We start from the raw sequence: 22999 nt of genomic DNA on the forward strand, positions 1-22999 counted from the left end.
CCGGCTCAAGCAGTGGCGCGGCATCGCGATGCGATCCGACAAGCTCGTCCGCAGCTACCGAGCCGCCGTCAGCCTCGCCGCCACGCTGATCTGGATCAAATCAGACTTGATCAACACGGCCTAGACGCGCTCGGCCCACCAGAGCGTCGTGTCGCCGTACTTCTTGGACCGAGTGAGCCGCAGCGTCTCGGGCAGCGACGGCTCAGGGGAGCGGCTCGCCCGTTCGATCACGACGAGCGCTCCCTCCGACAGCCGCGGGGCGAGCCGGCCGAGGGTCATGGCCAGCTCGACCTCGCCGAGATCGTAGGGCGGATCGACGAAGGCGAGGGACCACGTCGGTGCACCGGCCGCGCCGGCGAGGAATGTGTCGGCCGGGAGGCGATGCACGCGGATCGCGGCCTGTCCGCCCGCCGACTTCGCGACGCGGGCCGCGTTGCGCTGCGCGACGCCTGCGGCCCGCGGGGACTTCTCGACGAGGTCAGCCGATGCGGCGCCACGGCTGATCGCCTCGAGCGCCAGCGCACCCGAGCCCGCGTACAGATCGAGCACGACGCTGCCGCGGAGGGCGTCGGCGGATTCGAGAGCGCCGAAGAGGGACTCGCGCACGCGGTCGCTCGTGGGTCGCGTCCCGGCGTCCGGCACATCGAGGCTCAGGGATCCGGCGCGTCCGGCGATGATGCGGGTCACAGCGACAACCTACCCGGGCGCCGACTCCGGCACGCACGGCCAGGTGTCGCGAGTCGCGGATAGTCTGGCGCGATGACTCAGCTTCTCCTGCCTCGCGCATCCCCCGAGTCGCAAGGCGTGGCATCCGCGGCCGTCGCCGACGTCGTCGCGCGGCTCGACGCCGTCCCCCACGTCCACACGGTCACCATCGTGCGCCACGGTCACGTCATCGGCGAGACCACCTGGGCGCCGTACGAACGGGATGCGCCGCAGCTGCTGTTCTCGGTGAGCAAGAGCTTCACCGCGACGGCGGTGGGGCTGGCGATCGCCGAGGGGCTCGTCGCGCTCGACGGCCGGGTCGTCGAGCTGCTGGCGGATGCGGCGCCCGCCGAGCCGTCGGCCGAACTGCAGGAGGTCCGCGTCCGCCACCTTCTGGAGATGACGGTCGGGCATGAGACGGAGCCCGCCGATTGGCAGGAGGGCGATTGGGTGCGCACCATCCTCGCCGCACCCCTCGCACATCGTCCGGGGATGCACTGGACGTACAACACCGCCGCGACCTACCTGCTCGCGGTGATCGTCCAACGGGCGGCGGGAATGCGCCTGGTCGACTACCTGCGACCGCGGCTCTTCGCGCCGCTGGGCTTCGGCGAGGTCACGTGGGAGCAGAGCCCGCAGGGCTATGACGTCGGAGGGTACGGGATGTCGGCGCGGCCGGAGGAGCTCGCGGCGTTCGGGCAGCTTCTCCTTCAGCGCGGAGTGTGGAACGGCGAGCAGATCGTGCCTGCGGCGTGGATCGACACCGCCACGAGCATGCACGCCGACAATTCGGCGGGCGGGCGCGTTCCGGACTCGCGGCAGGGTTACGGCTATCAATTCTGGCGCTGCCGTCACGGCGGCTATCGCGCCGACGGGGCCTTCGGGCAGTTCGTCATCGTGCTGCCGGAGCATGACGCGGTCATCGCGATCACGGCGGGCATGGAAGAGACGCAGGTACCCCTCGACATCCTGTGGGACGCGCTGCTGCCCGGCCTGGAGGGTGTCGGAGCTGGCCGGGTCGAGGTGCCGACGCGACTCGAGATCGCCCCGCTCGGCGGCGCCCTGCGCGCAGAGCCCGTCGAATACGCGTACGACCACGAGGTCCCGCGGATCCGCATCGCGGGCGGCTCCCTGCAGATCGGGCGGCAGGTGCTGGAGTTCGCTCCGCATGCGTGGGTCCCCGGAATCCGCCACGGGCGACCGGTCGCCTCCTCGGGAGGGTGGCAGGGCGACGAGTTCGTCGTCGACATGCGCCTGCTGGAGGAGCCCTTCACTCAGCGGCTCGCGATCGCTGCGGACGGCAGCGCGCAGCTTCGGACCGACGTCGGCTTCGACGGGCGCACCCTGCTGTGGGAGGGCACGCCACACGCGGCGGGAGCGGTGCGGGTGTGACCGGGTACACGCTCGACGCGCGCCTGGACGGCATCGTCGGCGGCAAGACGTCCAAAGCGCTCGAGCGCGCCTTCGGCATGCGCAGCGTCGGCGACCTCCTGTCGCACTACCCGCGCCGGTACGCGACCCGCGGCGAGCTCACACCCATCTCCTCCCTCAACGTCGGCGATCAGGTCACGATCGTCGCCCAGATCAAGAGCGCCGGCGAACGACGGATGCAGAACCGCAGAGGCAGCATCCTCGAGGTCGTCATCGGCGACGGCCGCGGCGAGGTCTCGTTGACGTTCTTCAATCAGGCGTGGCGCCTGGGCGAGCTGCGCCCGGGCCGCCGCGGCATCTTCGCCGGCAAGGTGGGGGAGTACCGCGGCGGCAAGCAGTTCGCGCATCCCGACTATCAGCTGTTCGACGACGAGGCCGAGGCGCAGATGAACGCCGAGGCGTACGCGAATCTGCCGATCCCGATCTATCCGGCGACCTCGGCGATGTCGACCTGGCAGATCCAGAAGGTGATCGCGCTCGTCCTCGAGGGACTCGGGGAGGTCGCCGACCCGCTGCCCGACGAGCTCCGGCAGCGGCACAAGCTCCTGTCGGCGCGCGACGCCATCGAGCGCATCCACCGGCCGGACTTCGAGGATCAGATCCCGCCCGCACGCCGGACCCTCCGCATGCACGAGGCCCTCGTGCTGCAGACCGCGCTCCTGCAGCAGCGGCAGTTCGTCCGCGCGCTGTCGGCCGTCTCGCGCGCGCCGGGCGGGCTGCTCGAGCGCTTCGACGCGGGCCTGCCGTTCCCGCTGACGCCCGACCAGCAGGCTGTCGGCGCCCAGGTCGCCGCCGACCTGCAGGGCGACTGGCCGATGAATCGTCTCGTTCAGGGTGAGGTGGGCTCCGGCAAGACCCTCGTGGCGCTGCGCGCCATGCTGCAGGTCGCTCAGTCGGGCGGGCAGTCCGCGCTCATCGCCCCGACCGAGGTGCTCGCGGCGCAGCATCTGCGCTCGATGACGCGGATGCTGGGACCTCAGCTGGCCCCCGAGCTCATGCCGACGCTGCTCACGGGACAGATGGGGGCGGCGGAGCGCAGGAAGGCGGCGCTCCGCGTGGCCGCCGGTCAAGCGCTCATCGTCGTGGGAACCCACGCGCTTCTCAGTGACCGCACGACGTTCGCCGACCTCGGTCTCGTCGTCGTCGACGAGCAGCACCGCTTCGGCGTCGAACAGCGCGAGACGCTGCGGGCCAAGGGCACGAGCCCGCACGCCCTGGTGCTGACGGCGACGCCCATTCCACGCACCGTCGCGATGACCGTCTTCGGCGACCTCGACGTCTCCACGATCCGCACCATGCCCGCTGGCCGTGCGGGAATCGAGACGTTCGTCGCGCCGCTGGACGAGAAGCCCGCGTGGTTCGCTCGGGTGTGGGAGCGTGTCGCCGAGGAGGTCGGCAAGGGCCACCAGGTGTTCGTCGTGTGCGCCGCGATCGATGCCGAGGCCTCATCGGCATCCGCCTCCACCGACGACGTGGAGGCGCCGGAGGCGACGGTCGCGGGGGAGTCCGCACGAGCCCGCTGGGGGGTCGTGCAGGCGGCTGATCTGCTGTCGCGGCATCCGCTGTTCGCCGATGTGCGCATCGCGATCCTGCATGGACGGATGTCGGCGGACGAGAAGGACACCACGATGCGCGCCGTCGCGGCGGGAGAGATCGACGTCCTCGTCGCCACGACCGTGATCGAGGTCGGCGTCGACGTGCCGAACGCCTCGACGATCGTCATCCTCGAGGCCGACAGATTCGGCGTCTCGCAGCTGCACCAGCTGCGCGGGCGCGTCGGGCGCGGTGAGGTTCCCGGTCTGTGCCTGCTTGTGACCGAGGCCCCGACGGGCTCGCCGGCGCGGGAGCGGGTGGACGCCGTCGCCGCGACCCTCGACGGCTTCCAGCTCGCCGAGGTCGATCTCGAGCTGCGCGGTGAGGGGGATGTGCTAGGCGATGCGCAGTCCGGAGCCCGCACGTCGCTGCGGCTGCTGCGCGTCGTCAAGGACGGCGATCTCATCGCCCTCGCGCGGCAGGAGGCGGAGCGCATCCTCGAGGCCGACCCCGCGTTGAAGTCCCATCGGGGTCTCGCCGCCGCCATCGAGCGGCGACTGGATGCCACCGAGCGCGCGGCGATGGCGCGCAGCTGAGCGCTCCGGACGTCCCGATAGGGTGGATGCCGTGAGCAACCGCATCGCGGTCGTGCCGGGATCGTTCGACCCGCCGACTCTGGGCCATCTGGACGTCATCCGGCGCGCGGCATCGCTGTACGACACGACCCACGTCGTGGTGGTGCACAACCCGGGCAAGGAGGCGATGCTGCCGATCGCGCAGCGCCTGACCCTGCTCGAGCAGTCGATCGCCGAGGGGGGCATCGACGGCGATGTGGTCGTCGCATCCTGGGCCATGGGGCTCCTGGTGGACTACGCATCCGACGTCGGAGCCGGGATCCTGGTCAAGGGCATCCGGTCGCAGGTCGATGTCGCCTACGAGACCCCGATGGCCATCGTGAACCGTCACCTCGCCGGCATCGAGACCGTGTTCCTGCTGCCCGACCCCGCGCACGCGCTGGTCTCCAGCTCGCTCGTCCGCCAGGTCGCCGGCCTCGGCGGCGACGTGTCGCCTTTCGTGCCGCCCGCCGTCGCGCGATTCCTGGACACGGGCTCTCGCGGCATCTGAGCCGCCTCCCCTCCGCCTTCGCACGCACAGCCCCCGCTAGAATTCCGGGGTGAGGAATCGCAGACCCGGCCCCTTCAGCGTCAACGTGCGCGACATCGTCCGACACCCCGGTGAGATGCGCGAAGTGGAACTCGACCCGGTGCTGACCGCGAAGTGGGGCGAGGGACTCGTCTCCATTCCGGGCGGCTCGACGCTCGAGATCGATGCGCGACTCGAGTCCGTGCACGAGGGCATTCTCGTCACCGCGGACATCCGTGGAACGTATGCCGGAGTGTGCGGTCGGTGCCTGACCGCGATCGCCGCGCCCGTCGAAGTCGAGTTCCAGGAGCTTTTCGCGTATCCTGGAGAAGAAGCGAGTGACTTCGAGGTTCAAGACGACCACGTGGATCTTGAAACCGCGGTCAGGGACACCATCGTCCTCTCGCTTCCGTTTCAGCCGGTCTGTCGGCCGGATTGCCCGGGACTCGATCCCGTCACGGGCGAACTGCGTGCCGACAACGCCGACGCGGAACCGCGAGAGCCCCTCGATCCACGCTGGGCAGCGCTCGCCGGATTCGCCGAGGAGCCGGCTGACGGCTCGGACCCCGAGCCGACACCCCGGACCTAGGAACGAAAGAGAAGAACCATGGCAGGCAACCCCCCGAAGCGCAAGGTTTCGCGCTCCAACACCCGCTCGCGTCGCGCGCAGTGGAAGGCCGAGGCCCCCACGCTCGTCAAGACCGTCGAGAACGGCAAGGTCGTCTACAGCCGCCCTCACCAGGCGAAGGTCGTCACCGACTCGCAGGGCACCGAGCTGTTCCTGGAGTACAAGGGCCGCAAGGTCGCCGACATCTGATCGGGCTCCGTTGACGGACAGAGCGCATCAGCGCGAACTCCTCGAGAAGCTCGGGGTCGATATCGACCCCGAGCTTCTTTCTCTTGCTCTGACGCACCGCTCCTGGGCGTACGAGCACGGCGGCGTGCCGCACAACGAGCGCCTCGAGTTCCTCGGCGACTCGGTGCTCGGGCAGGCGGTGACCGTCCTGCTGTACACGACGCTCCCCGACCTCGATGAGGGATCGCTGGCGAAGCGCCGCGCCAGTGTCGTGTCCACCGCGGCCCTCGCCGAGGTCGCTCGAGGCATGGGCATCGGTGCGTTCGTGCGCCTCGGCCGCGGCGAGAACCAGACCGGCGGCCGCGACAAGGATTCGATCCTCGCCGACACGACCGAGGCGCTCATCGGCGCGACGTACCTGTCGGCGGGTCCGGATGCCGCCGCCGGACTCGTGCAGCGACTGGTCGAGCCGCTGCTCGCGGACCCGGAGCGCTACGGCGCCGCGGTGGATCCGAAGACCGCGCTGCAGGAGGTCGCCGCCCGGCTCGGCCGGCACGCTCCGATCTACACCGTCACGTCGACCGGCCCCGACCACGACCGTACGTTCACCGCAGTGGTGACCGTGGGCGACCTCACGACGGACGGGATCGGGTCGAGCAAGAAGCACGCCGAGATGGCCGCGGCGCTGCGCGCGTGGCATCAGCTCAGCGGCCGCGCGACCGGAACCTGATGCCCGAGCTTCCCGAGGTCGAGGTCGTCCGCGCCGGCCTCGCGCCGGCGGTCATCGGCGCCACCGTGGTCGCGGCATCCGTCTTCGACGCGCGCGCCATCACCCGTCACGAGGGCGGTGCGGCCGACTTCGAGGCACGCCTCACCGGCCGCTCCTTCACCTTCGCCGCGCGCCGGGGCAAGTTCCTGTGGCTCGGCATCGACGACGGGACGCACGCGCTCATCGGCCACCTCGGCATGAGCGGCCAGCTGCTCCTGCGCCCCGCGGGTGCTCCGCCCGAGCGGCACGAGCGGGTGAGGCTCGACATCTCGCACCCCCAGCACGGCGAGGTGGCCGTCGTCTTCGCCGACCAGCGCACCTTCGGGTCGCTCGCGATCGATGGCCTGGTGCCGACTGCCGACGGTGCGGCCGCGGGATGGGGGACCGATGCTGCGCTCCTGCCCGGCCAGGTGTCGCATATCGCCCGCGACCCGCTCGATCCGGCGTTCGACGACCGGCTCTGTCGGGAGCTCCTCGCGCACAAGAGCTCCGCGATCAAGCGCGTGCTGCTGGACCAGACCGTCGTGAGCGGTGTCGGCAACATCTACGCCGACGAGTCGCTGTGGGCTGCCCGCATCCATCCCGAGACGCCGGCGAACCTGCTCTCGACGCGCGCCGTCCGGCGCCTGCTCACCGAGGTTCGCGCGGTGCTCGAGAAGGCGCTCGCCGAGGGCGGCACCAGCTTCGACGCCCAGTACGTCAACGTGAACGGCCAGGCGGGGTACTTCGCCCACTCGCTGAACGTCTACGGCCGCGCGGGCCAGCCGTGTGCGCGGTGCGGCCGGCCCATCGTCCGGGATGCGTTCATGAACCGCTCGAGCCACTTCTGCCGGCACTGCCAGCGGCTCGCGCTCGCCACCCGCGCGCTCGTTTGAGTGCGCGGGCGGCGCTCGCCACCCCAGCGCTCGCCTGAGCGCGCGGGCGACGTCCGGGGGGGTGAGCTGAATGCTCCTCAGGACAGCTCCTTCTCCCATGCGCCGGCGTACGAGATCGGGAGGAACCCGATGGCCTCGTTGATGTCGAGCATGGGCCGATTCTCCTCAGCGTTGAAGGTCGAGATCCGGGGCGATTGAGGGAACAGCCCACGCCAGCGCAGGATGTTGCCGCACTTGACGACCATCCCGAGGTGGTGGCCGCGGTGCTCCCGGAGCACCAAGGTGCCGAACTGAGAGGTCGCCGCCGTGGGGTCGCCGCCGATCACGAGCTCGTTGAACGCCACGATCCGGTTCGACGGCACGTGGATGACCGCGGCCACGGAGACGTTCAGGCCCTGCGCCTTCTGGCGGACGTCGCGCCGCCGGATGCGGTCGGCATCCCAGTGCTGGGGCTCGATGACCAGCGAGCCGGCGGGGATGTCCGTATCCATGCGAGAGATCGCGTACGCGAACCCGTCGAGATGCTCCTCCGGGGTCGGCGCGCTCCAGTCGACGTACCGGTAGTCCGGGCCCGCGAAGGCGACGGCCTCGTCGAAGGCGCGCTGGACGGGGGTGGGATCCGCCTGCAGATCGAAGGCGCTGGTGCGCTCGACCTGCCCGAGCCGGAAGCCGCTGGCGAGCATGAAGCGCGTCTGCGGATCGTCGGCCGGAATGGCGCCCCACCCGCTCGGCGGTCGCAGTTCGTGCTGCGGCGCATCCGGGCGGTGCAGGGTGAAGTTCTGCAGCCTCGTGCGGCCGTGCTCCCGCGCGGTGCGCTCGATCTCGGCCAGCAGCGCCTCCTCCGCACCCGATCCGCGGCTCCCAGGCAGCACGCACAGGTCCGCCTCGGCAGTGGTATGCCCCTCCTCGGTGGCGATCCGCACGACGGCGGCACCGACGATGGTCCCGTCGACACGGGCGATGAACGGGATGCTGGCCCAGTCGTCGGTCGCCCGCCAGAAGCCGAGGACCGACTCGGGCTCCTCCTGGAGCGCGTCGTGGCCGGCATCCGCCTCCGCACTCGCGTTCCAGATGCGCACCCACTCGCGCAGGTCGGCCGCATCCTCGGCATCCAGGGATTCCGGGACGGTCACCCGGCTGGTCTCGATCGTCGTCGTGACGCTCATGAGAGATCCTTCTTCCATTCGCCTTCGTATGAGACCGGAGTGAAGCCGAGCGCCTCGTTGATGTCGAGCATCGGTCGGTTCTCCTCCGCGTTGAACGTGATGACCCGGCGCGACTCGGGTGCGATGTCGCGCCAGGCGAGCAGGGCGGCCGACTTGACGAGCATCCCGAGCCGGTGACCCCGATGCGCCCGCGCGACGAGCGTGTCCTCCTGATGGGTCGTCGCCGACAGGTCGTGCCCGATGACGAGCTCGGTGAAGGCGACGAGCTCTCCCGTCGCGATGTGCTGGGCCGCGGTCACATGCAGCCGTCGGCCTGCGTCGACGTACCGGCGGGCGTGTGCGGCGACGCGATCGGCATCCCACACCTCCTCGTCGTACTCGATTCCGGCGGCGGGCGCATCGGTGCTCATCGCTGCCTTCACCGCGCCATAGCCGGCGGCGAACGCCGCAGGAGTCGGCGCATCCCACGACACGAGTCGGTAGTCTCGCGAGACCTCCTTCGCGACAGCCAGGTGGGCCGCGACTCGGGCGAACGTGTCGTCGTCGAGCGTGAGTGCACTCATGCGCACGACCTGCTCGAGCGAGTAGCCGCGGTCGCGCAGGAAGCGCGCGGCGCGGTCGGCGGGGATGCTGCCGAAGCCCGTCGGAGCCTCGAGGCGCGGGCCGTCCGCCTGTGGGTGCTCGGCCGACGTCTGGAGCACGGAGCGCCCGCGCTCCCGTGCGATGCGCTCGATGAGCTCGTACGCCGCGGTGCCCGCGCCCCGGCCCCAGGAATCGCGCCGCAGCTCCACGCGCCAGAAGCCGACGCGCGAGCCGTCCTCGAGCGGCAGATCGAGACCCGCCCGCCCGACGAGCTCGCCGTCGACCAGAACGTTCCAGAACATCCGGTCGGTGTACGGGGTCGGCTGCAGCGCGGGCAGCAGCTCGCCGGGCGTGACGTCGAAGTCGCCGTGCCCCGAGATCTCGCGGTAGACGAGGTTGCGGACGCGGACCATGTCGACGAAGTCGGCGGCATCCTCGGCATCGAGGGTGGCGGGTACAGGCATCGGCCGCAGTTCGAGGCCGAGAGTCGTGGTGTGCATGGATCGCTTCTTTCGTGTGGGGATGCGGCGGCGCGGTGCCGCGCCGCCGCATCAGTCGAGGTGACTGCCGAGGACGGTGGCGCGCAGCGCGTAGTGCTCGCGGTGCTCGCGGTCCCGGGAGTTCTCGTGGTGGCGGGACCGGTTCTGCCGGTCGGCCTGCGCGAGATGCGCGCTGTGGACGAGCAGCCAGACCGCCAGGCGCAGCGACAGGCGCTCGCCGAGGGGCAGGTGATGGTCGATGGTCGTGGGATCCACGACGTAGACGGTGGTGTCCTGATCGCTCGATCGGACGGTGGACAAGGCGGTATGCATGGGAATCCTTCAGAAGGTGAGGGCGACGGGCCCTCGGAGAGACGAGGTGGGTCGTGTCCGCTCGGAGCGAGCGGGAGGATACGCAGAAGCTGCGTGCTCAGCCGGAACGGCGATGCCGGGTCGCCGAGTGGCGACGGGCGGAGCGCTCCTGACGAGTCGTCAGATCGCGGTCAGAGCTGCGGAGCGGAACGCAGAGGTCACCGGGCAGACTCCTCCTGCGACGGCAAGGAATGCCGGCGGCGTCATACGCCGCGTGCGGGGAATGTTCGTGAGCATCATCGGTGACCTCCTTTCAACGCTGGATGCGGTCACCGACGCTAGCGCAGACATTCACAGGTCGTCAAGAGGTTGGATGAACGCCCGGCGTGTCGCGAGCGGCCGCGTAAGGCGCGTTCCGGTCAGCGGGATGCGGCAGTACGGCCGGTCGAGCCTGTGGCAGCAGTTGCGAAGGTATCGCCGAAACCTGCGCGCCCGACGATAGGGAGCGGCGATGACGGACCGATGACGTGGTGGGCGTCGGCAGATGGCCGATTTCCGCTGACGGGTTGCTGCATGCGCCACGAGAACCTGGAGCCACTGCCCATGTGCATCCGAGACGGAACGCCACCCGGGGCCCAGGATCCGGCACGCGCCGCCCGCCACGCGGCTGAGGCCGCCGACATCCGTCGTGGGCGGGATGCCGGGTGCGCAATCGAATTCCTGTTCGTCATCGTCGACGCCGCCCGACACGACTCGGGACGCAGAACCGCTCTCGAATGCGCTGCGCGCGAAGCGAGGCTCATCGGCGTGTCGCGCCGATCCGCGGGGGCGCGGGAGGCGTCCGGTACCGTGGTGAGCGGCCGACGCAGACCGCGCCGGTGCGGTTGTGCGCGCGGCGGTGAGGGAGGGCGCATCCATGCACCTCAAGAGCGTGACGCTCAAGGGCTTCAAGTCCTTCGCCCAGCCGACGACGTTCGCGTTCGAGCCCGGCGTCACGTGCATCGTCGGCCCCAACGGCTCCGGCAAGTCCAATGTCGTCGACGCCCTCGCGTGGGTGATGGGCGAGCAGGGCGCCAAGACGCTGCGCGGCGGCAAGATGGAGGACGTCATCTTCGCCGGGACGTCCACGCGCGGACCGCTCGGGCGCGCGGAGGTGCAGCTCACGATCGACAACAGCGACGGTGCGCTGCCGATCGAATACGCCGAAGTGACGATCAGTCGCACCCTCTTCCGCAACGGGACGAGCGAGTACGCCATCAACGGCGACACCTGCCGCCTGCTGGACGTGCAGGAGCTGCTGAGCGACTCCGGGCTGGGCCGAGAGATGCACGTCATCGTCGGGCAGGGGCGACTGGACTCCGTCCTGCAGGCGTCGCCCGAGGATCGCCGCGGATTCATCGAGGAGGCCGCCGGCATCCTGAAGCACCGTCGCCGCAAGGAGAAGACGCTCCGCAAGCTCGAGGCGATGGAGGCGAACCTCACGCGCCTGAGCGACCTCGCCGGCGAACTCCGTCGTCAGCTGAAGCCGCTCGGGCGCCAGGCCGAGATCGCCCGGGAAGCGGCGACCATCGCCGCGGTCGTCCGCGACGCGAAGGCGCGGCTGTTCGCCGACGAGCTGGTGGGCCTGCGCTCCGAGCTCGCCGCATACGCGCACACCGAGCAGGAGCGCCATGCCGACCGCCTCGTGCTGCAGGAGCAGGTCGAGACGGTGCGCGTGCGCATCGAGCACCTCGAGGAGCAGCAGCGCGCCGAGGGGGTCGACGACGCCCGGCGCGTCGCTTTCGCTCTGGAGCAGGTGCAGGAGCGCCTGCGGGGCCTCTACTCGCTCACGGGCCAGCGTCTGGCACTGCTCGCCGCCGACGACGACGGGATCGGCCCGCAGACGACCGTGACGCAAGCCGTCATCGACGAGGCGCGTGCGGAGATCGACGAGATCTCCGCCGGCCTCGGCGCGGCCCAGGATGCGGCGGCCGCTGCCGCGCGCGACGTCACGCGGGCTCGGGCAGAGCTCGACGCACTGGATGCCGACATCGCCGCGCAGAGCGCACTCGTCTCCGAGCACGACATGCGGATCACGTCGCTGCGCGGACAGGCGGATGCTGCGGCATCCGCCCTCGCCGCCGTCGAGGCCGCCGTCGCCCGCCAGCAGACGGCTCTCGACCAGGCGCTCACGCGTCGCGCGCAGGCGGAGGATGCGCTCGAAGGGCTCGACCCCGATCTCGTGCCCGAGGGCACGTCCGCCGAGCACGCCGCGACGTACGAGCGCGCTCAGCGCGCCGCGACGGAGGCTGAGACAGGTGTCGGCCAGCTGCGCGAGCGGCTGCACGCCACCGAGCGTGAGATCGATGCGCTGCGCGCGCAGTCGACGGCGCTCGGGCGTGCGCTGGACGTGCGCAACGGCGCCACCGAGCTCATCGCCGCCGGCGGCCACGGCATCCGCGGTCTGGTCGGCGATCACGTCCAGGTGCGTCCCGGGTACGAGGCAGCCATCGCCGCCGTCCTCGGGCCGCTGGCCGAGGGCGTCCTCGTCGGCACGCCCGCGGACGCGCGCTCTGCAGCGGACGCCGTGCGCGGCTCCGACATCGGCGTCGTCGAGATCGCCCTCGCCGAGCCCGGCGCGGTCCCCGCGACCACAGGCATCGAGGGGATCGAGGGTGCGGTCGCCGCAGGCGACGTCGTCGCGGCCCCGGACGGCGTGCTCGGACTCCTGTCGCACGTGGCGATCGTCGATGACCTGGATGCGGCGCTCACCGCCATCGCGCGACTCGCCGAGGCGGGATCGGGCCGCCCCGTCACCGTCGTCACACGGGCGGGCGAGGTCATGACCGAGTACGCCCTCCGCGTCGGATCGGGCGCCGGCAGGTCGCGCCTGGAGCTCACGGCGGAGAGGGATGCTGCGACCGAGCGCCTCGAAGAGATCACCGTCGTCGCCGACTCGCTGCGCGAGGCGCTCACCGAGCGCTCGCAGGAGTTGGAAGCCGCCCGCCGGCACACCAAGGAGGCGCTCGAGGCGCTCCGCGCCCACGACGCCGCGCTCGCCGCGCACACGGAGCGGGTCAACCGCGCGAGCGTGACCTACGAGGCGGCGGTGTCGGAGTGCGAGCGCCTGGAGGCGGGTCTGCGGCAGGCGCAGACGGCGGTAGCGGATGCCGAGGCTGCCGCGCACGCCGCACGGACGCGCCTGAACGCGGCGCTGGAGGCGCCGCGTCCGATCCTCGACGCCTCGGCGCGCGACGGCGTTCTCGACACACTGGAGCAGACGCGGGACGCGGACATGCGCGCGCGGCTGGACGTCGAGACGATGAAGGAGCGCATCCGCGCCGGCGAGGCCCGCGTCACGGGCCTGGAGCGCCAGCGCGAGCGCGAGCGGGCGGCTGCAGAGGAGTCGGCGCGCCGCTCGGCCATCCGCCGCCTGCAGCGGGAGGTCGCGGCATCCGTCGCCGAGCGCCTGCCTCCGCTCCTCGACTCGGTGGACCGCTCCGTCACCCAGGCCCGTATCGAGCTCGCGACGGCCGAGAGCGCCCGGACCGCGGTGACCGCCGAGCTGTCCCAGTTGCGCGGTCAGGAGCTCGCGGCGCGGGAGCGGCTCAGCGGCCTGACCGAGAGCGTGCACGGGCTCGAGCTGCAGATCCACGAGAAGCGGTTGCACGTCTCGAGCCTGATCGAACGCATCCAGTCCGAGCTCGGGCTCGAGGAGAGCGTGCTCATCGCGGAGTACGGCCCCGACCAGGAGATCCCGGCGGGGGAGGAGGATGCCGAGCCCGTCGCGTTCGACCGAGCCCAGCAGCGCCGCCGCCTGCAGGACGCCGAGCGCAAGCTCGCTCAACTCGGGCGGGTCAATCCGCTCGCTCTCGAGGAGTTCGCGGCGCTGGAGCAGCGCCACAAGTTCCTCGTCGAGCAGCTCGCCGACCTCACCCAGACGCGCAAGGACCTCCTCACGATCATCGAGGAGCTGGACGAGCGGATGGTGGCGATCTTCCTCGCCGCGTTCGACGACACCAGGGCCGCGTTCACCCAGGTCTTCCCGATCCTGTTTCCCGGCGGCACGGGGCAGATCGCCCTCACCGACCCGGAGAACCCGCTGACGACCGGCATCGAGGTGTCGGTGCGCCCCGTCGGCAAGAAGATCGAGCGGCTGTCGCTGCTCTCCGGCGGCGAGCGGTCGCTTGCGGCCGTGGCCCTGCTGACCGCGATCTTCATGGCACGGCCGAGCCCGTTCTACATCCTCGACGAGGTCGAGGCAGCCCTCGACGACGCCAACCTCGGGCGCCTGCTGGGCGTCTTCGAGGAGCTCCGCGCCTCGAGCCAGCTGATCGTCATCACGCACCAGAAGCGGACCATGGAGATCGCAGACGCCCTCTACGGCGTCTCGATGCGTCAGGACGGCGTCTCGGCCGTCGTTGGTCAGCGCGTCGCCCGCGAGCGCGCCTCGGCCTGACGCTCAGGCGCGCTCTCGTAGGCTGGGGGGATGGCAGAGAGCTCCTGGTCGCTCGGCCGCGCGCTGCGTGGCCTGTTCGTCAAGCCCACGATCGATGAGACCACCTGGGACGACCTCGAGACGGCGCTCATCACGGCCGACTTCGGTCCCGACATCACCGAGCGGATCGTCGACGAGCTCCGCGCGAAGGTCGACCGGTACCGCACGACGGATCCGAAGGACCTGCAGCGCATGCTGAAGGAGACCCTCGAGGAGCACTTCGCGAAGTTCGACACGACGCTCAAACTCACGGAGCGCCCGGCGGTCGTGCTCGTCGTCGGGGTCAACGGCGTCGGGAAGACCACGACGATCGGAAAGTTCGCGAAGTTCCTCCGCCGGTACGAGCGAAGCGTGGTGGTCGGCGCGGCCGACACGTTCCGTGCTGCGGCCGTCGACCAGCTCGCGACGTGGGCCCAGCGTTCCGGGGTCGCGATCGTGCGGCCCGAGCGCGAGGGGCAGGATCCGGCATCCGTCGCCTTCCAGACCATCGAGTACGCCCAGCGCACCGGCACCGAGATCGTCATCGTCGACACCGCGGGTCGCCTGCACACCAAGGGCGGCCTGATGGATGAACTCACCAAGATCCGCCGCGTCATCGAGAAGCAGGCGCCGATCAGCGAGGTGCTGCTCGTCCTGGATGCCACGACCGGCCAGAACGGCGTGATGCAGGCCGAGGCGTTCCTCGAGCATGCCGGTGTGACGGGCCTCGTGATCACCAAGCTCGACGGCTCCGCGAAGGGCGGCTTCGTGCTCGCTGTGCAGGAGCGCACCGGCATCCCGGTGAAGCTGCTGGGGCAGGGCGAGGGCATCGACGACCTCACCGGATTCACGCCGCACGTGTTCGCGGCATCCCTCGTCGACTGATCCCCATCGTTTGTCCGAATAGGCCTGTCGCGGGCCCGTTCGGAATGAGGGCCGACGCGCCGAGCGACGGTCTACCGCATCCGGCCCGACCCTGGTTCTATGGGGTCATGGCCATCGAGCACGACTTCTTCGGACTCCTCGAATCCGGACCCGACGGGTCCATCTTCTGGTCCGAGACCGTCGAGCTCGGCGACCAGGCGGTGACGGTCGATCTCACCGCGCCGGATCAGGACGACGTCTCGCAGGCGGCGCTGGATGTGGCCGCGGCCATGGTGTCATCGCTCGAGTCGCTCGATGTCGCCGCACGCAACGCGATGGTGTCCGAGCTCGACGACCGCACGAGCGAGGTGACCGAGTACATCCTGCAGCAGCAGGAGGAGCTCGGCGACGACATCGAGGGCCTGCTCGTCGACGTCTCGGGCGACCTCCACATCGACGTCATCCGCTCGCTGCAGTTCATGAGCATGACGATCCTCGCCGACGAGCACGGCGGATCCGACCCGTTCGCGGTGCTCGAGTACGCGCTCGATCCGGATGCCACGGACGACGTGCTGCTGGTGAACCTCGACTCCGACGGATCGGTGCTCTCGGTCACGAGCGCCGACTGAGTCCGCCGGGTCTCAGACGGCCTGCGCGAACCCGAGGCCGTGCTCGGCGATGTCGCGCGCGAGGTGGGACAGGTGCGGCGGGATGTCGCGGCCCTTCGAGATCATCGACTGCGCCCACAGGCGCCCCGCCCGGTACGACGAGCGCACGAGCGGACCGGCGAGCACACCGAGGAAGCCGATGCGCTCCGCCTCCTCCTTGAAGCCGACGAACTCGTCCGGGCGCACCCAGCGCGCGACGGGCAGGTGGCGCGGCGAGGGACGCAGGTACTGCGTGATCGTGACGATGTCGGTGCCGGCGTCGTGCAGGTCCTGGAGGGCCTGGACGACCTCCTCCGGCTCCTCGCCCATCCCGAGGATGAGGTTCGACTTCGTGATCAGCCCGGCATTGCGCGCCTGCGTCAGCACGTCGAGCGAGCGCTCGTAGCGGAACGCGGGGCGGATGCGCTTGAAGATGCGCGGGACCGTCTCGACGTTGTGCGCGAAGACCTCCGGCCGCGCCTCGAACACCTCGCGCAGCAGCGCGGGGTCGCCGTTGAAGTCCGTCGCCAGCAGCTCGACCCCGGTGCCGGGGTTCTGCGCGTGGATCTGGCGCACCGTCTCCGCGTTCAGCCACGCACCGCCGTCGGGCAGGTCGTCGCGGGCGACGCACGTCACGGTCGCGTAGCGCAGCTGCATCCGCTGCACGCTCTCGGCCACGCGCCGCGGCTCGTCGACGTCGTAGTCGGCGGGCTTGCCCGTGTCGATCTGGCAGAAGTCGCATCTCCGGGTGCACTGCGAGCCTCCGATGAGGAACGTCGCCTCCCGGTCCTCCCAGCACTCGTAGATGTTCGGGCAGCCGGCCTCCTGGCACACCGTGTGCAGGCCCTCGTCCTTCACGAGGGAGTGCAGCGCCTGGTACTCCGGTCCGAGCTTCGCCTTGGTCTTGATCCACTCGGGCTTGCGCTCGATCGGCGTCTCGGCATTGCGTACCTCGAGGCGCAGCATCCGGCGCCCCTCGGGTGCGGCGCTCACGCCGCGACCCCTGCGTACTCGGTCTCGAACGCACGCGAGACGGTGTCGAGCACGTCGGCGGGGGAGATCTCCGCGCCGGCGACCTCGCTGAGCGTCGTCACGCCGGCGTCGGAGATGCCGCACGGGACGATGCTGCGGAACGCGGCGAGCGAGTTGTCGCAGTTGAGCGCGAAGCCGTGCATCGTCACCCCCCGCTGCACGCGGACGCCGATCGCGGCGACCTTGTCCTCGCCGAGCGGCCGGCGCACCCACACGCCGCTGCGTCCCTCGACCCGGTAGCCCTCGACTCCGTAGGTCGCGAGCACGCCGATGAGGACGTGCTCGAGCGTCCGCACGTGCGCCACGACGTCGATCGGCTCGTGCAGGCGGACGATCGGGTAGCCGACGAGCTGTCCGGGGCCGTGCCACGTGATCTTGCCGCCGCGGTCGACGTCGACGACGGGAGTGCCGTCGGCCGGGCGCTCATGCCGCGCCGTGCGCGCGCCCGCGGTGTAGACGGGCTCGTGTTCGAGGAGCAGCAGCGTGTCGGGTCGCGTTCCTGCGACGACATCGGCATGGATGCTGCGCTGCAGCGCCCATCCGTCGAGAAAGGGGATGTAGTCCGGGGCGAGGCCGACGGTCTGGATCTCGAGCACGCTGCTCCTTCGCTTGTGGCGCGTTTGTGGATCGCGTCCAACAATACCCCTGGCGACGGAGCCCGGTCAGGCTGCGAGAGCGGCGAGCTCGACGCCCCACAGCTCGCGCAAGGCGTGTCGGCCTTCGTCGGTGACGACGAGCCCGCGTCCGCCCGGTACCCGCCGCACCCAGTCCTCGGCGAGGAACCTGTCCCCGATCGCGGCGCCGAGGGCGCCGGCGAGGTGCGGTCGGCGCTCGGTCCAGTCGAGGCAAGGCCGGGTGATGCGCCTGCGCGTGGCCGGCACGGAGACGTCGACCCCGAGTTGCTCCAGGGCGGCACGGCCCGCATCCGTCAGATCCAGGTCCTGCGGTGTCAGCCATCCCCGGCTGACCATCGCCCCGGCCAGGTTCACGCCGAGCCGTCCGGCGAGGTGGTCGTAGCAGAATCGCGCCTCTGCCAGCGACGCCGCCTCCCTCGAGCGACGGTACGTGAGGGGCGCGGTGTCCGGGCACAGATGCCCGAGGTGCTCGAGCGCGGCAGCGACCTCCCCGTCGGCGAGGCGGTACATCCGGTGCCTCCCCGCCGGGGAGCAGTCGACGAGCCCCGCGTCCAGCAGCACGGAAAGGTGCTCGCTCGTCGCGGAGGCGCCCAGGCCCGCCGCCTGCGCCAGTTCGCTCGCCGGACGGCTCGAGCCGTCGAGCAGGAGATTGAGGATGTCCGAGCGGGCCGGCGCGGAGAGCGCGCGCCCGATGGCGGTGAGATCCTTCGTCATGCACGTGACGATAGTCCGGAACGTTTCGGTCGACGCCGAAGCATCACCGCCCGCACTGCACGGTCCTAGGGTGGGAGCATGTCGAGCGAGTCCCGGGCGGGCCGGCCGAAGGCGTCGTCCCGCGAGACCCTGGCGGAGGCCGCCTGCGAGCTCTTCCTCGAGCGCGGCTACGCCGCCACCTCGGTGGGCGACATCGCTGCGCGCGCGGGCGTCAGCCGCTCCAGCTTCTTCAACTACTTCTCCTCGAAGTCCGACATCCTGTGGTCCGGTCTCGACGAGCGGCTCGCGGATGCGGCGGCCCGGCTGGACGCGGCCGATGCCCAGCCCGTCGGCACCGCCCTGGCCGATGCACTGAGGGGGTTCGTGCCGGACAGCCTGGCTCTCGCGATCGTGAACGCCGAGGCGATGGGGCTCGAGGAGGAGCTGTCGCGCGAGGCGTCGGTGCGCCGGACGCGCATCGCCCATGCCGTGTCGCGACACCTGGAGCGCGACGGTGCCGAGACGATGCGGGCGGAGATCGCCGGAGCGGCGTACGCCGCCGCGGTCCTCGCCGCCGTCTGGTCGTGGGCGCACGACGGCGCCGGCCGCGCGCCGCTGGAGCCGACCGTCCTGCGCGCCCTGGCCATCGCGGCCGAGGCGGCACCGAGCCGCGTGTCGCAGCTGCGGGTCGTGGTCGCCGCCGACGACCTGGACGCAGCCCTCGCGTTCTACCGAGACACGCTGGGACTCGTGGAGCAGGAGTCGTACGACGGCGAGGGCGGCGCGCGCGTCGCGATCCTCGGTGCGGGTCGGGCGACGCTGGAGCTCGCCAACGCGGCCCAGGTGCGCTTCATCGATCGCGTCGAGACCGACGGCGTGGCGAGCCCGCACATCCGCCTGGCGTTCGAGGTCGCCGACTCGGTCGAGGAGACGCGGCGGCTGGAGGCTGCCGGGGCGACGGTCCTCGCCCCCGTCCGTCAGACGCCCTGGCGATCGCTCAACGCGCGCCTCGCAGGCCCGGCGGACCTGCAGCTCACGCTCTTCCAGGAGCTCGGCGCCGGCGAGTGAGTGCGGGCTGAACGCGGATCGAGCACAGCACGGCCCCTTCGGGTCCGAATCCGGTCCGACAGGGCGCCCGGAAGGCTCCCGTAGAATCGGGGGATCATGGCTACCTTCGGCACGCTCTCCGATCGGCTCACCGAGACCTTCCGCAACCTCCGCACCAAGGGCAAGCTCACGCCCGCGGACGTCGACGGCACCGTGCGCGAGATCCGGCGCGCGATGCTCGACGCCGACGTCGCGCTGCCGGTCGTCAAGGAGTTCACCGCGAAGGTGCGCGAGCGCGCCCTCGGCGACGAGGTCAACCGAGCGCTGAACCCTGCGCAGCAGGTCGTGCAGATCGTCAACGAGGAGCTCGTCGCGATCCTCGGTGGCCAGCAGCGCCGTCTGCAGTTCGCGAAGAACCCGCCGACCGTGATCATGCTCGCCGGACTCCAGGGGTCAGGCAAGACGACCTTCGCGGGCAAGCTCGCGAAGCAGCTGGAGAAGGACGGGCACACGCCGCTCCTGGTCGCCGCAGACCTCCAGCGACCGAATGCCGTCAACCAGCTGCAGGTCGTGGCGCAGCAGGCAGGGGCCGCGATCTACGCGCCCGAGCCCGGCAACGGCGTCGGCGACCCGGTGAAGGTCGCCAGGGACGGCGTAGAGCAGGCGCGTCGGGCGCAGCACGACATCGTCATCATCGACACGGCCGGGCGCCTCGGCGTCGACGCCGACATGATGAAGCAGGCGGCCGACATCCGCCGTGCCGTCGACCCGGACGAGGTGCTGTTCGTCATCGACGCGATGATCGGCCAGGATGCCGTCAACACCGCCAAGGCCTTCCAGGAGGGCGTCGACTTCACCGGCGTCGTCCTCTCCAAGCTCGACGGCGACGCGCGCGGCGGTGCCGCGCTCTCGGTCGCCTCGGTGACCGGCCGCCCGATCATCTACGCGTCGATGGGTGAGGGACTCGACGACCTCGAGCCCTTCTACCCGGATCGCATGGCCAGCCGCATCCTGGATCTCGGCGACATCCTCACCCTCATCGAACAGGCACAGGCCGCCTTCGATGAGGACGAGGCCCGCAAGGTCGCCGAGAAGCTCGCCAACGAGCAGTTCACCCTCGAGGACTTCCTCGACCAGCTTCAGCAGATGAAGAAGATGGGGTCGATGAAGAAGATGCTCGGGATGCTCCCGGGCATGGGCCAGATGAAGCAGCAGATCGAGAACTTCGACGACAGCGAGATGGACCGCACCGAGGCGATCATCCGTTCGATGACGCCGGGCGAGCGCCGCAACCCGAAGATCCTCAACGGCTCGCGCCGGCTGCGCATCGCGCGCGGTTCGGGGATGACGGTCACCGACGTCAACCAGCTCGTGCAGCGCTTCGACCAGGCCGCGAAGATGATGAAGACCGTCGCCCGAGGCGGCATGCCGAACATCCCCGGCATGGGTCCGGTGGGCAAGCCCGGCGCGTCGAGCAAGCGCGGCAAGGCGCAGCAGAAGGGCCGTTCCGGATCGCGCTCGGGCAACCCGGCGAAGCGGGCAGCGGAGAACGCCGGCATCGCGGCGGCTCCCGCCACCCCGACCGGCTCGGGCTTCGGGCTCGGGGGAGCGGCTCCCCAGGGCGCGCCGACCGAGGCCGACATGGCCGAGATCCAGAAGCTGTTCGGCAACCGCTGAGCATCTTGCCGTCTTCCCCCGCGAGCCCGCGGCCGACCTGAAGGCGGCTGCGAACCGGCGGAGGCTGCCGCGGTCGCGAGTTTGATCCGATCCCGCGTCAGAGAGCGAGACCGACCTCGGCGAGCGCCCGGCGCACCGAGTCGGCGAGGACGCGCTGTCCGTCGATCGTCGGGTGCACGTCGTCGGACTGCATCCATTCCGGGTGCCCCTCGAGGGGCTGCCCGAGATCCAGGTACAGGGCGTGCTGGACGGATGCGGCGCGCTCGATCGACGTCGATGATGACGTGACCTCCTCGGGCCACGAGTCCTCGTCGTTCCACACCGTGCTCAGCGCGACGATCGTCGCATCGGGCACGGCGGTGCGGAGCGCCGCCATCGTCGCCTGCGTCGCCTTGTCGATCGCGGCGTCCGTCTGCCCGATGTCGTTGCTCGAGGACTCGACGATCACCAGGTTCGGCCGGGCCTGCGCGGCCTGCCCGATGAGGCCGGCATAGTTCGTGCCGCACCCGCCGACCGCGATGAAGCCGGCGCCGCTGCAGGCGAGGTTGACCAGCTTCGTCGGCGTTCCCGTCGCCAGCAGCGACGGCCACGCGTACTGCTCGTCGAGGCCGAGGCCGGCCATGATCGAGTCGCCGATGGTGACGACGACCTGGGTCTGCGCCACGGATGCCGGTGCCGATGGGACGCTCGCGGACGACGAGGGCGACGGCGTCGTGCCCCCTGCCGCGGAGCGCGCGACAGCGGCGGCCGTGCCCGTGGGTGAGCTGGTGGCGACGGTGGTCGCGCAGCCGGTGAGGATCACGGCGAGGGCGGCGAGGACGACGGTGGTACGGGCGCGGCGGGGGAACAGCACCTGCTCCACGGTACGCCTGGATGGGGGACAGGACCGCACCCGGCCGGCCATCCATAGCGGACGCGTAGGAGCGGGATGGCTCGCGCTCAGCGCCCGAGTGCGGCGAGGTGAGCCCGCAGCGTCGGACCCTCACGGAACTCCCCGATGAGGTGCTGGACGACGGCGCGCAGATCGCCTTCCGTGGCATCGGCGACCATCGTCTGACGCGCGTAACTCGCGCCCTGGGTCATGATCTCCTGGAGCCCGGCGAACTCCCGCGAGCACTTGAGCTCCGCTGCGACGTCGGCGAGATCCTCCATCGTCTCCGCAAGATGATCGCGCACAGAGCGCTGCGTGCCCACGGCGTCGACGATCACCCGCGCGTCCAGGCCGTACCGGGCCGCGCGCCACTTGTTCTCACGCAGGAACCACGGCTGCAGGGAGGGCAGGAGCGCGCCGTCGTCCAGCTGCCGCGAGAAGTGCTCAACAAGCACCTGGGTGAGTGCGGCTACGGCGGCCAGCTCCGGCAGCGTGGACATGCCGTCGCACGCGCGCACCTCGATCGTGCCCCAGCGCGGCGCGGGCCTGATGTCCCAGCGCACCTCCGTGGCATCCGCTATGACCCCGGTGCGGACCATGTCGTCCAGATACCCCTCGAACTCCGCCCAGTTCTGGAGCGGCCAGGGCAGCCCTGCGGTCGGCAGCTGCTGGAAGACGAGGGCGCGATTCGACGCATATCCGGTGCGCTCGCCGGCCCAGAACGGGCTGGATGCCGACAGCGCCTGCAGGTGCGGCAGGTACATGGCGAGGGCGTTCATGATCGGGAACACCTTCTGCACGTCGTCGACGCCGACGTGCACGTGGATGCCCCAGATCATCATGTTGCGGCCCCACCACTGCGTGCGCTCGATGAGCTTGTGGTAGCGCGACTTGTCGGTGACGCCCTGGTCGAACCATTGCGCGAACGGGTGGCTTCCCGCGCACAGCAGCTCGACCTCGAGCGGATTCGTGACGCGCCGCACAGCCGAGATCGCATCGGCGATGTCGTCGACGGCGGTGGCGACCGTGTCGCCGACGCCGCTCGTCACCTCGACCGTGTTCGTCAGCAGCTCGGCCGTGACGCTGAACCGCTCGTGGGCCGTCTCCTCGGCCAGGGTGGTCAGGATCTCGGGGGCGTGGGGGACCAGGGCTCCGGTCTCGCCGTCGGCGAGCATGATCTCCCACTCGATCCCCACGGTCGAGCGCGCGGATGGCGCGAATGGCACCGTCATGCGCACAGTCTGACACGCGGGAAGTCGCCGGTTCGCGGCATCCGTCATGATCTG

General features: G+C 70.8%; 21 protein-coding genes. 12 read left to right on the forward strand and 9 right to left on the reverse strand.

Features of this window, described 5'->3' with window-relative positions; all coding sequences use genetic code 11:
* Positions 1-120: 120 nt before the first annotated feature.
* The gene (gene rsmD, locus AC0NZN_RS00005) at positions 121-687 is read right to left on the reverse strand and encodes a 16S rRNA (guanine(966)-N(2))-methyltransferase RsmD (protein WP_474590216.1); all 567 of its coding nucleotides are present in this window, start codon (positions 685-687) and stop codon (positions 121-123) included.
* 72 nt (positions 688-759) lie between these two features.
* On the opposite strand from rsmD, the gene AC0NZN_RS00010 reads away from it, so the two are divergent.
* The 7 genes from AC0NZN_RS00010 to mutM all read left to right on the forward strand — a co-directional run bounded on the left by AC0NZN_RS00010 (position 760) and on the right by mutM (position 7252).
* The gene (locus AC0NZN_RS00010; protein ID WP_474590217.1) at positions 760-2097 is read left to right on the forward strand and encodes a serine hydrolase domain-containing protein; all 1338 of its coding nucleotides are present in this window, start codon (positions 760-762) and stop codon (positions 2095-2097) included.
* On the forward strand, positions 2094-4265 hold the full coding sequence (locus tag AC0NZN_RS00015) for an ATP-dependent DNA helicase RecG (RefSeq protein WP_474590218.1): 2172 nt from the start codon (positions 2094-2096) through the stop codon (positions 4263-4265). The genes AC0NZN_RS00010 and AC0NZN_RS00015 overlap by 4 nt, the downstream gene beginning before the upstream one ends.
* Positions 4266-4296: 31 nt before the next feature.
* Complete coding sequence (coaD, locus tag AC0NZN_RS00020) at positions 4297-4794, forward strand: pantetheine-phosphate adenylyltransferase (protein WP_474590219.1); 498 nt, start codon at positions 4297-4299, stop codon at positions 4792-4794.
* 115 nt (positions 4795-4909) lie between these two features.
* Positions 4910-5401 (forward strand): YceD family protein, encoded by a 492-nt coding sequence (locus AC0NZN_RS00025; protein ID WP_474590736.1) that lies wholly within the window; start codon positions 4910-4912, stop codon positions 5399-5401.
* A gap of 18 nt (positions 5402-5419) precedes the next feature.
* Positions 5420-5629: a 50S ribosomal protein L32 gene (gene rpmF, locus AC0NZN_RS00030; protein WP_005050211.1), complete on the forward strand. Its 210-nt coding sequence runs from the start codon at positions 5420-5422 to the stop codon at positions 5627-5629.
* Positions 5630-5639: 10 nt separating this feature from the next.
* Positions 5640-6338 carry a ribonuclease III gene (gene rnc / locus AC0NZN_RS00035; RefSeq protein ID WP_474590220.1) on the forward strand — a complete coding sequence of 233 codons (699 nt, stop codon included), beginning with the start codon at positions 5640-5642 and terminating at the stop codon, positions 6336-6338.
* Positions 6338-7252 (forward strand): bifunctional DNA-formamidopyrimidine glycosylase/DNA-(apurinic or apyrimidinic site) lyase, encoded by a 915-nt coding sequence (mutM, locus tag AC0NZN_RS00040; RefSeq protein ID WP_474590221.1) that lies wholly within the window; start codon positions 6338-6340, stop codon positions 7250-7252. Before rnc ends, mutM begins: the two co-directional genes overlap by 1 nt.
* A 77-nt stretch (positions 7253-7329) precedes the next feature.
* On the opposite strand, the gene AC0NZN_RS00045 is transcribed toward mutM, so the two are convergent.
* The 3 genes from AC0NZN_RS00045 to AC0NZN_RS00055 are packed head-to-tail and all read right to left on the reverse strand — an operon-like array spanning position 7330 to position 9812.
* Positions 7330-8418: an N-acetyltransferase family protein gene (locus AC0NZN_RS00045; RefSeq protein WP_474590222.1), complete on the reverse strand. Its 1089-nt coding sequence runs from the start codon at positions 8416-8418 to the stop codon at positions 7330-7332.
* On the reverse strand, positions 8415-9500 hold the full coding sequence (locus tag AC0NZN_RS00050) for a GNAT family N-acetyltransferase (protein ID WP_474590223.1): 1086 nt from the start codon (positions 9498-9500) through the stop codon (positions 8415-8417). Before AC0NZN_RS00050 ends, AC0NZN_RS00045 begins: the two co-directional genes overlap by 4 nt.
* Before the next feature lie 51 nt (positions 9501-9551).
* Complete coding sequence (locus AC0NZN_RS00055; protein ID WP_474590224.1) at positions 9552-9812, reverse strand: hypothetical protein; 261 nt, start codon at positions 9810-9812, stop codon at positions 9552-9554.
* A gap of 895 nt (positions 9813-10707) precedes the next feature.
* Between AC0NZN_RS00055 and smc the strand changes: the two genes are divergently transcribed.
* The 3 genes from smc to AC0NZN_RS00070 all read left to right on the forward strand — a co-directional run bounded on the left by smc (position 10708) and on the right by AC0NZN_RS00070 (position 15740).
* Positions 10708-14229, forward strand: a complete 3522-nt coding sequence (gene smc, locus AC0NZN_RS00060; RefSeq protein ID WP_474590225.1) for a chromosome segregation protein SMC — start codon at positions 10708-10710, stop codon at positions 14227-14229.
* Positions 14230-14259: 30 nt separating this feature from the next.
* Positions 14260-15132, forward strand: a complete 873-nt coding sequence (gene ftsY / locus AC0NZN_RS00065; protein ID WP_474590226.1) for a signal recognition particle-docking protein FtsY — start codon at positions 14260-14262, stop codon at positions 15130-15132.
* A 107-nt stretch (positions 15133-15239) separates the two neighbouring features.
* Positions 15240-15740 carry a DUF2004 domain-containing protein gene (locus AC0NZN_RS00070; RefSeq protein ID WP_474590227.1) on the forward strand — a complete coding sequence of 167 codons (501 nt, stop codon included), beginning with the start codon at positions 15240-15242 and terminating at the stop codon, positions 15738-15740.
* A gap of 12 nt (positions 15741-15752) precedes the next feature.
* Here AC0NZN_RS00070 and lipA read toward each other — a convergent pair whose 3' ends face one another.
* The 3 genes from lipA to AC0NZN_RS00085 are packed head-to-tail and all read right to left on the reverse strand — an operon-like array spanning position 15753 to position 18139.
* Positions 15753-16751 carry a lipoyl synthase gene (lipA, locus tag AC0NZN_RS00075; RefSeq protein WP_474590228.1) on the reverse strand — a complete coding sequence of 333 codons (999 nt, stop codon included), beginning with the start codon at positions 16749-16751 and terminating at the stop codon, positions 15753-15755.
* Positions 16748-17431 (reverse strand): lipoyl(octanoyl) transferase LipB, encoded by a 684-nt coding sequence (gene lipB, locus AC0NZN_RS00080; protein WP_474590737.1) that lies wholly within the window; start codon positions 17429-17431, stop codon positions 16748-16750. The genes lipA and lipB overlap by 4 nt, the downstream gene beginning before the upstream one ends.
* A gap of 21 nt (positions 17432-17452) precedes the next feature.
* On the reverse strand, positions 17453-18139 hold the full coding sequence (locus tag AC0NZN_RS00085; RefSeq protein ID WP_474590229.1) for an ArsR/SmtB family transcription factor: 687 nt from the start codon (positions 18137-18139) through the stop codon (positions 17453-17455).
* A 78-nt stretch (positions 18140-18217) separates the two neighbouring features.
* On the opposite strand from AC0NZN_RS00085, the gene AC0NZN_RS00090 reads away from it, so the two are divergent.
* Both AC0NZN_RS00090 and ffh read left to right on the forward strand, forming a co-directional pair.
* Positions 18218-19186: a TetR family transcriptional regulator gene (locus AC0NZN_RS00090; RefSeq protein ID WP_474590230.1), complete on the forward strand. Its 969-nt coding sequence runs from the start codon at positions 18218-18220 to the stop codon at positions 19184-19186.
* 96 nt (positions 19187-19282) lie between these two features.
* Complete coding sequence (gene ffh, locus AC0NZN_RS00095) at positions 19283-20842, forward strand: signal recognition particle protein (protein ID WP_474590231.1); 1560 nt, start codon at positions 19283-19285, stop codon at positions 20840-20842.
* Between the two features lie 97 nt (positions 20843-20939).
* On the opposite strand, the gene AC0NZN_RS00100 is transcribed toward ffh, so the two are convergent.
* Together AC0NZN_RS00100 and AC0NZN_RS00105 are read right to left on the reverse strand one after the other, a co-directional pair.
* Positions 20940-21695: an SGNH/GDSL hydrolase family protein gene (locus AC0NZN_RS00100; RefSeq protein WP_474590232.1), complete on the reverse strand. Its 756-nt coding sequence runs from the start codon at positions 21693-21695 to the stop codon at positions 20940-20942.
* Between the two features lie 86 nt (positions 21696-21781).
* A complete protein-coding gene (locus AC0NZN_RS00105) occupies positions 21782-22945 on the reverse strand; it encodes a glutamate--cysteine ligase (RefSeq protein WP_474590233.1) in 1164 nt (387 codons plus the stop codon).
* Positions 22946-22999: the final 54 nt, after the last annotated feature.

The organism is Microbacterium sp. sgz311019 (assembly GCF_056135325.1).

Excerpts from the sequence above, each read along its gene's own strand:
- AC0NZN_RS00010 (WP_474590217.1), top strand. The coding sequence starts at position 760 with ATGACTCAGCTTCTCCTGCCTCGCGCATCCCCCGAGTCGCAAGGCGTG.
- AC0NZN_RS00025 (WP_474590736.1), top strand. The coding sequence starts at position 4,910 with ATGCGCGAAGTGGAACTCGACCCGGTGCTGACCGCGAAGTGGGGCGAG.
- rpmF (WP_005050211.1), top strand. The coding sequence starts at position 5,420 with ATGGCAGGCAACCCCCCGAAGCGCAAGGTTTCGCGCTCCAACACCCGC.
- mutM (WP_474590221.1), top strand. The coding sequence starts at position 6,338 with ATGCCCGAGCTTCCCGAGGTCGAGGTCGTCCGCGCCGGCCTCGCGCCG.
- AC0NZN_RS00045 (WP_474590222.1), bottom strand. The coding sequence starts at position 8,418 with ATGAGCGTCACGACGACGATCGAGACCAGCCGGGTGACCGTCCCGGAA.
- AC0NZN_RS00050 (WP_474590223.1), bottom strand. The coding sequence starts at position 9,500 with ATGCACACCACGACTCTCGGCCTCGAACTGCGGCCGATGCCTGTACCC.
- AC0NZN_RS00055 (WP_474590224.1), bottom strand. The coding sequence starts at position 9,812 with ATGCATACCGCCTTGTCCACCGTCCGATCGAGCGATCAGGACACCACC.
- smc (WP_474590225.1), top strand. The coding sequence starts at position 10,708 with ATGCACCTCAAGAGCGTGACGCTCAAGGGCTTCAAGTCCTTCGCCCAG.
- ftsY (WP_474590226.1), top strand. The coding sequence starts at position 14,260 with ATGGCAGAGAGCTCCTGGTCGCTCGGCCGCGCGCTGCGTGGCCTGTTC.
- AC0NZN_RS00070 (WP_474590227.1), top strand. The coding sequence starts at position 15,240 with ATGGCCATCGAGCACGACTTCTTCGGACTCCTCGAATCCGGACCCGAC.
- AC0NZN_RS00085 (WP_474590229.1), bottom strand. The coding sequence starts at position 18,139 with ATGACGAAGGATCTCACCGCCATCGGGCGCGCGCTCTCCGCGCCGGCC.
- AC0NZN_RS00090 (WP_474590230.1), top strand. The coding sequence starts at position 18,218 with ATGTCGAGCGAGTCCCGGGCGGGCCGGCCGAAGGCGTCGTCCCGCGAG.
- ffh (WP_474590231.1), top strand. The coding sequence starts at position 19,283 with ATGGCTACCTTCGGCACGCTCTCCGATCGGCTCACCGAGACCTTCCGC.
- AC0NZN_RS00105 (WP_474590233.1), bottom strand. The coding sequence starts at position 22,945 with ATGACGGTGCCATTCGCGCCATCCGCGCGCTCGACCGTGGGGATCGAG.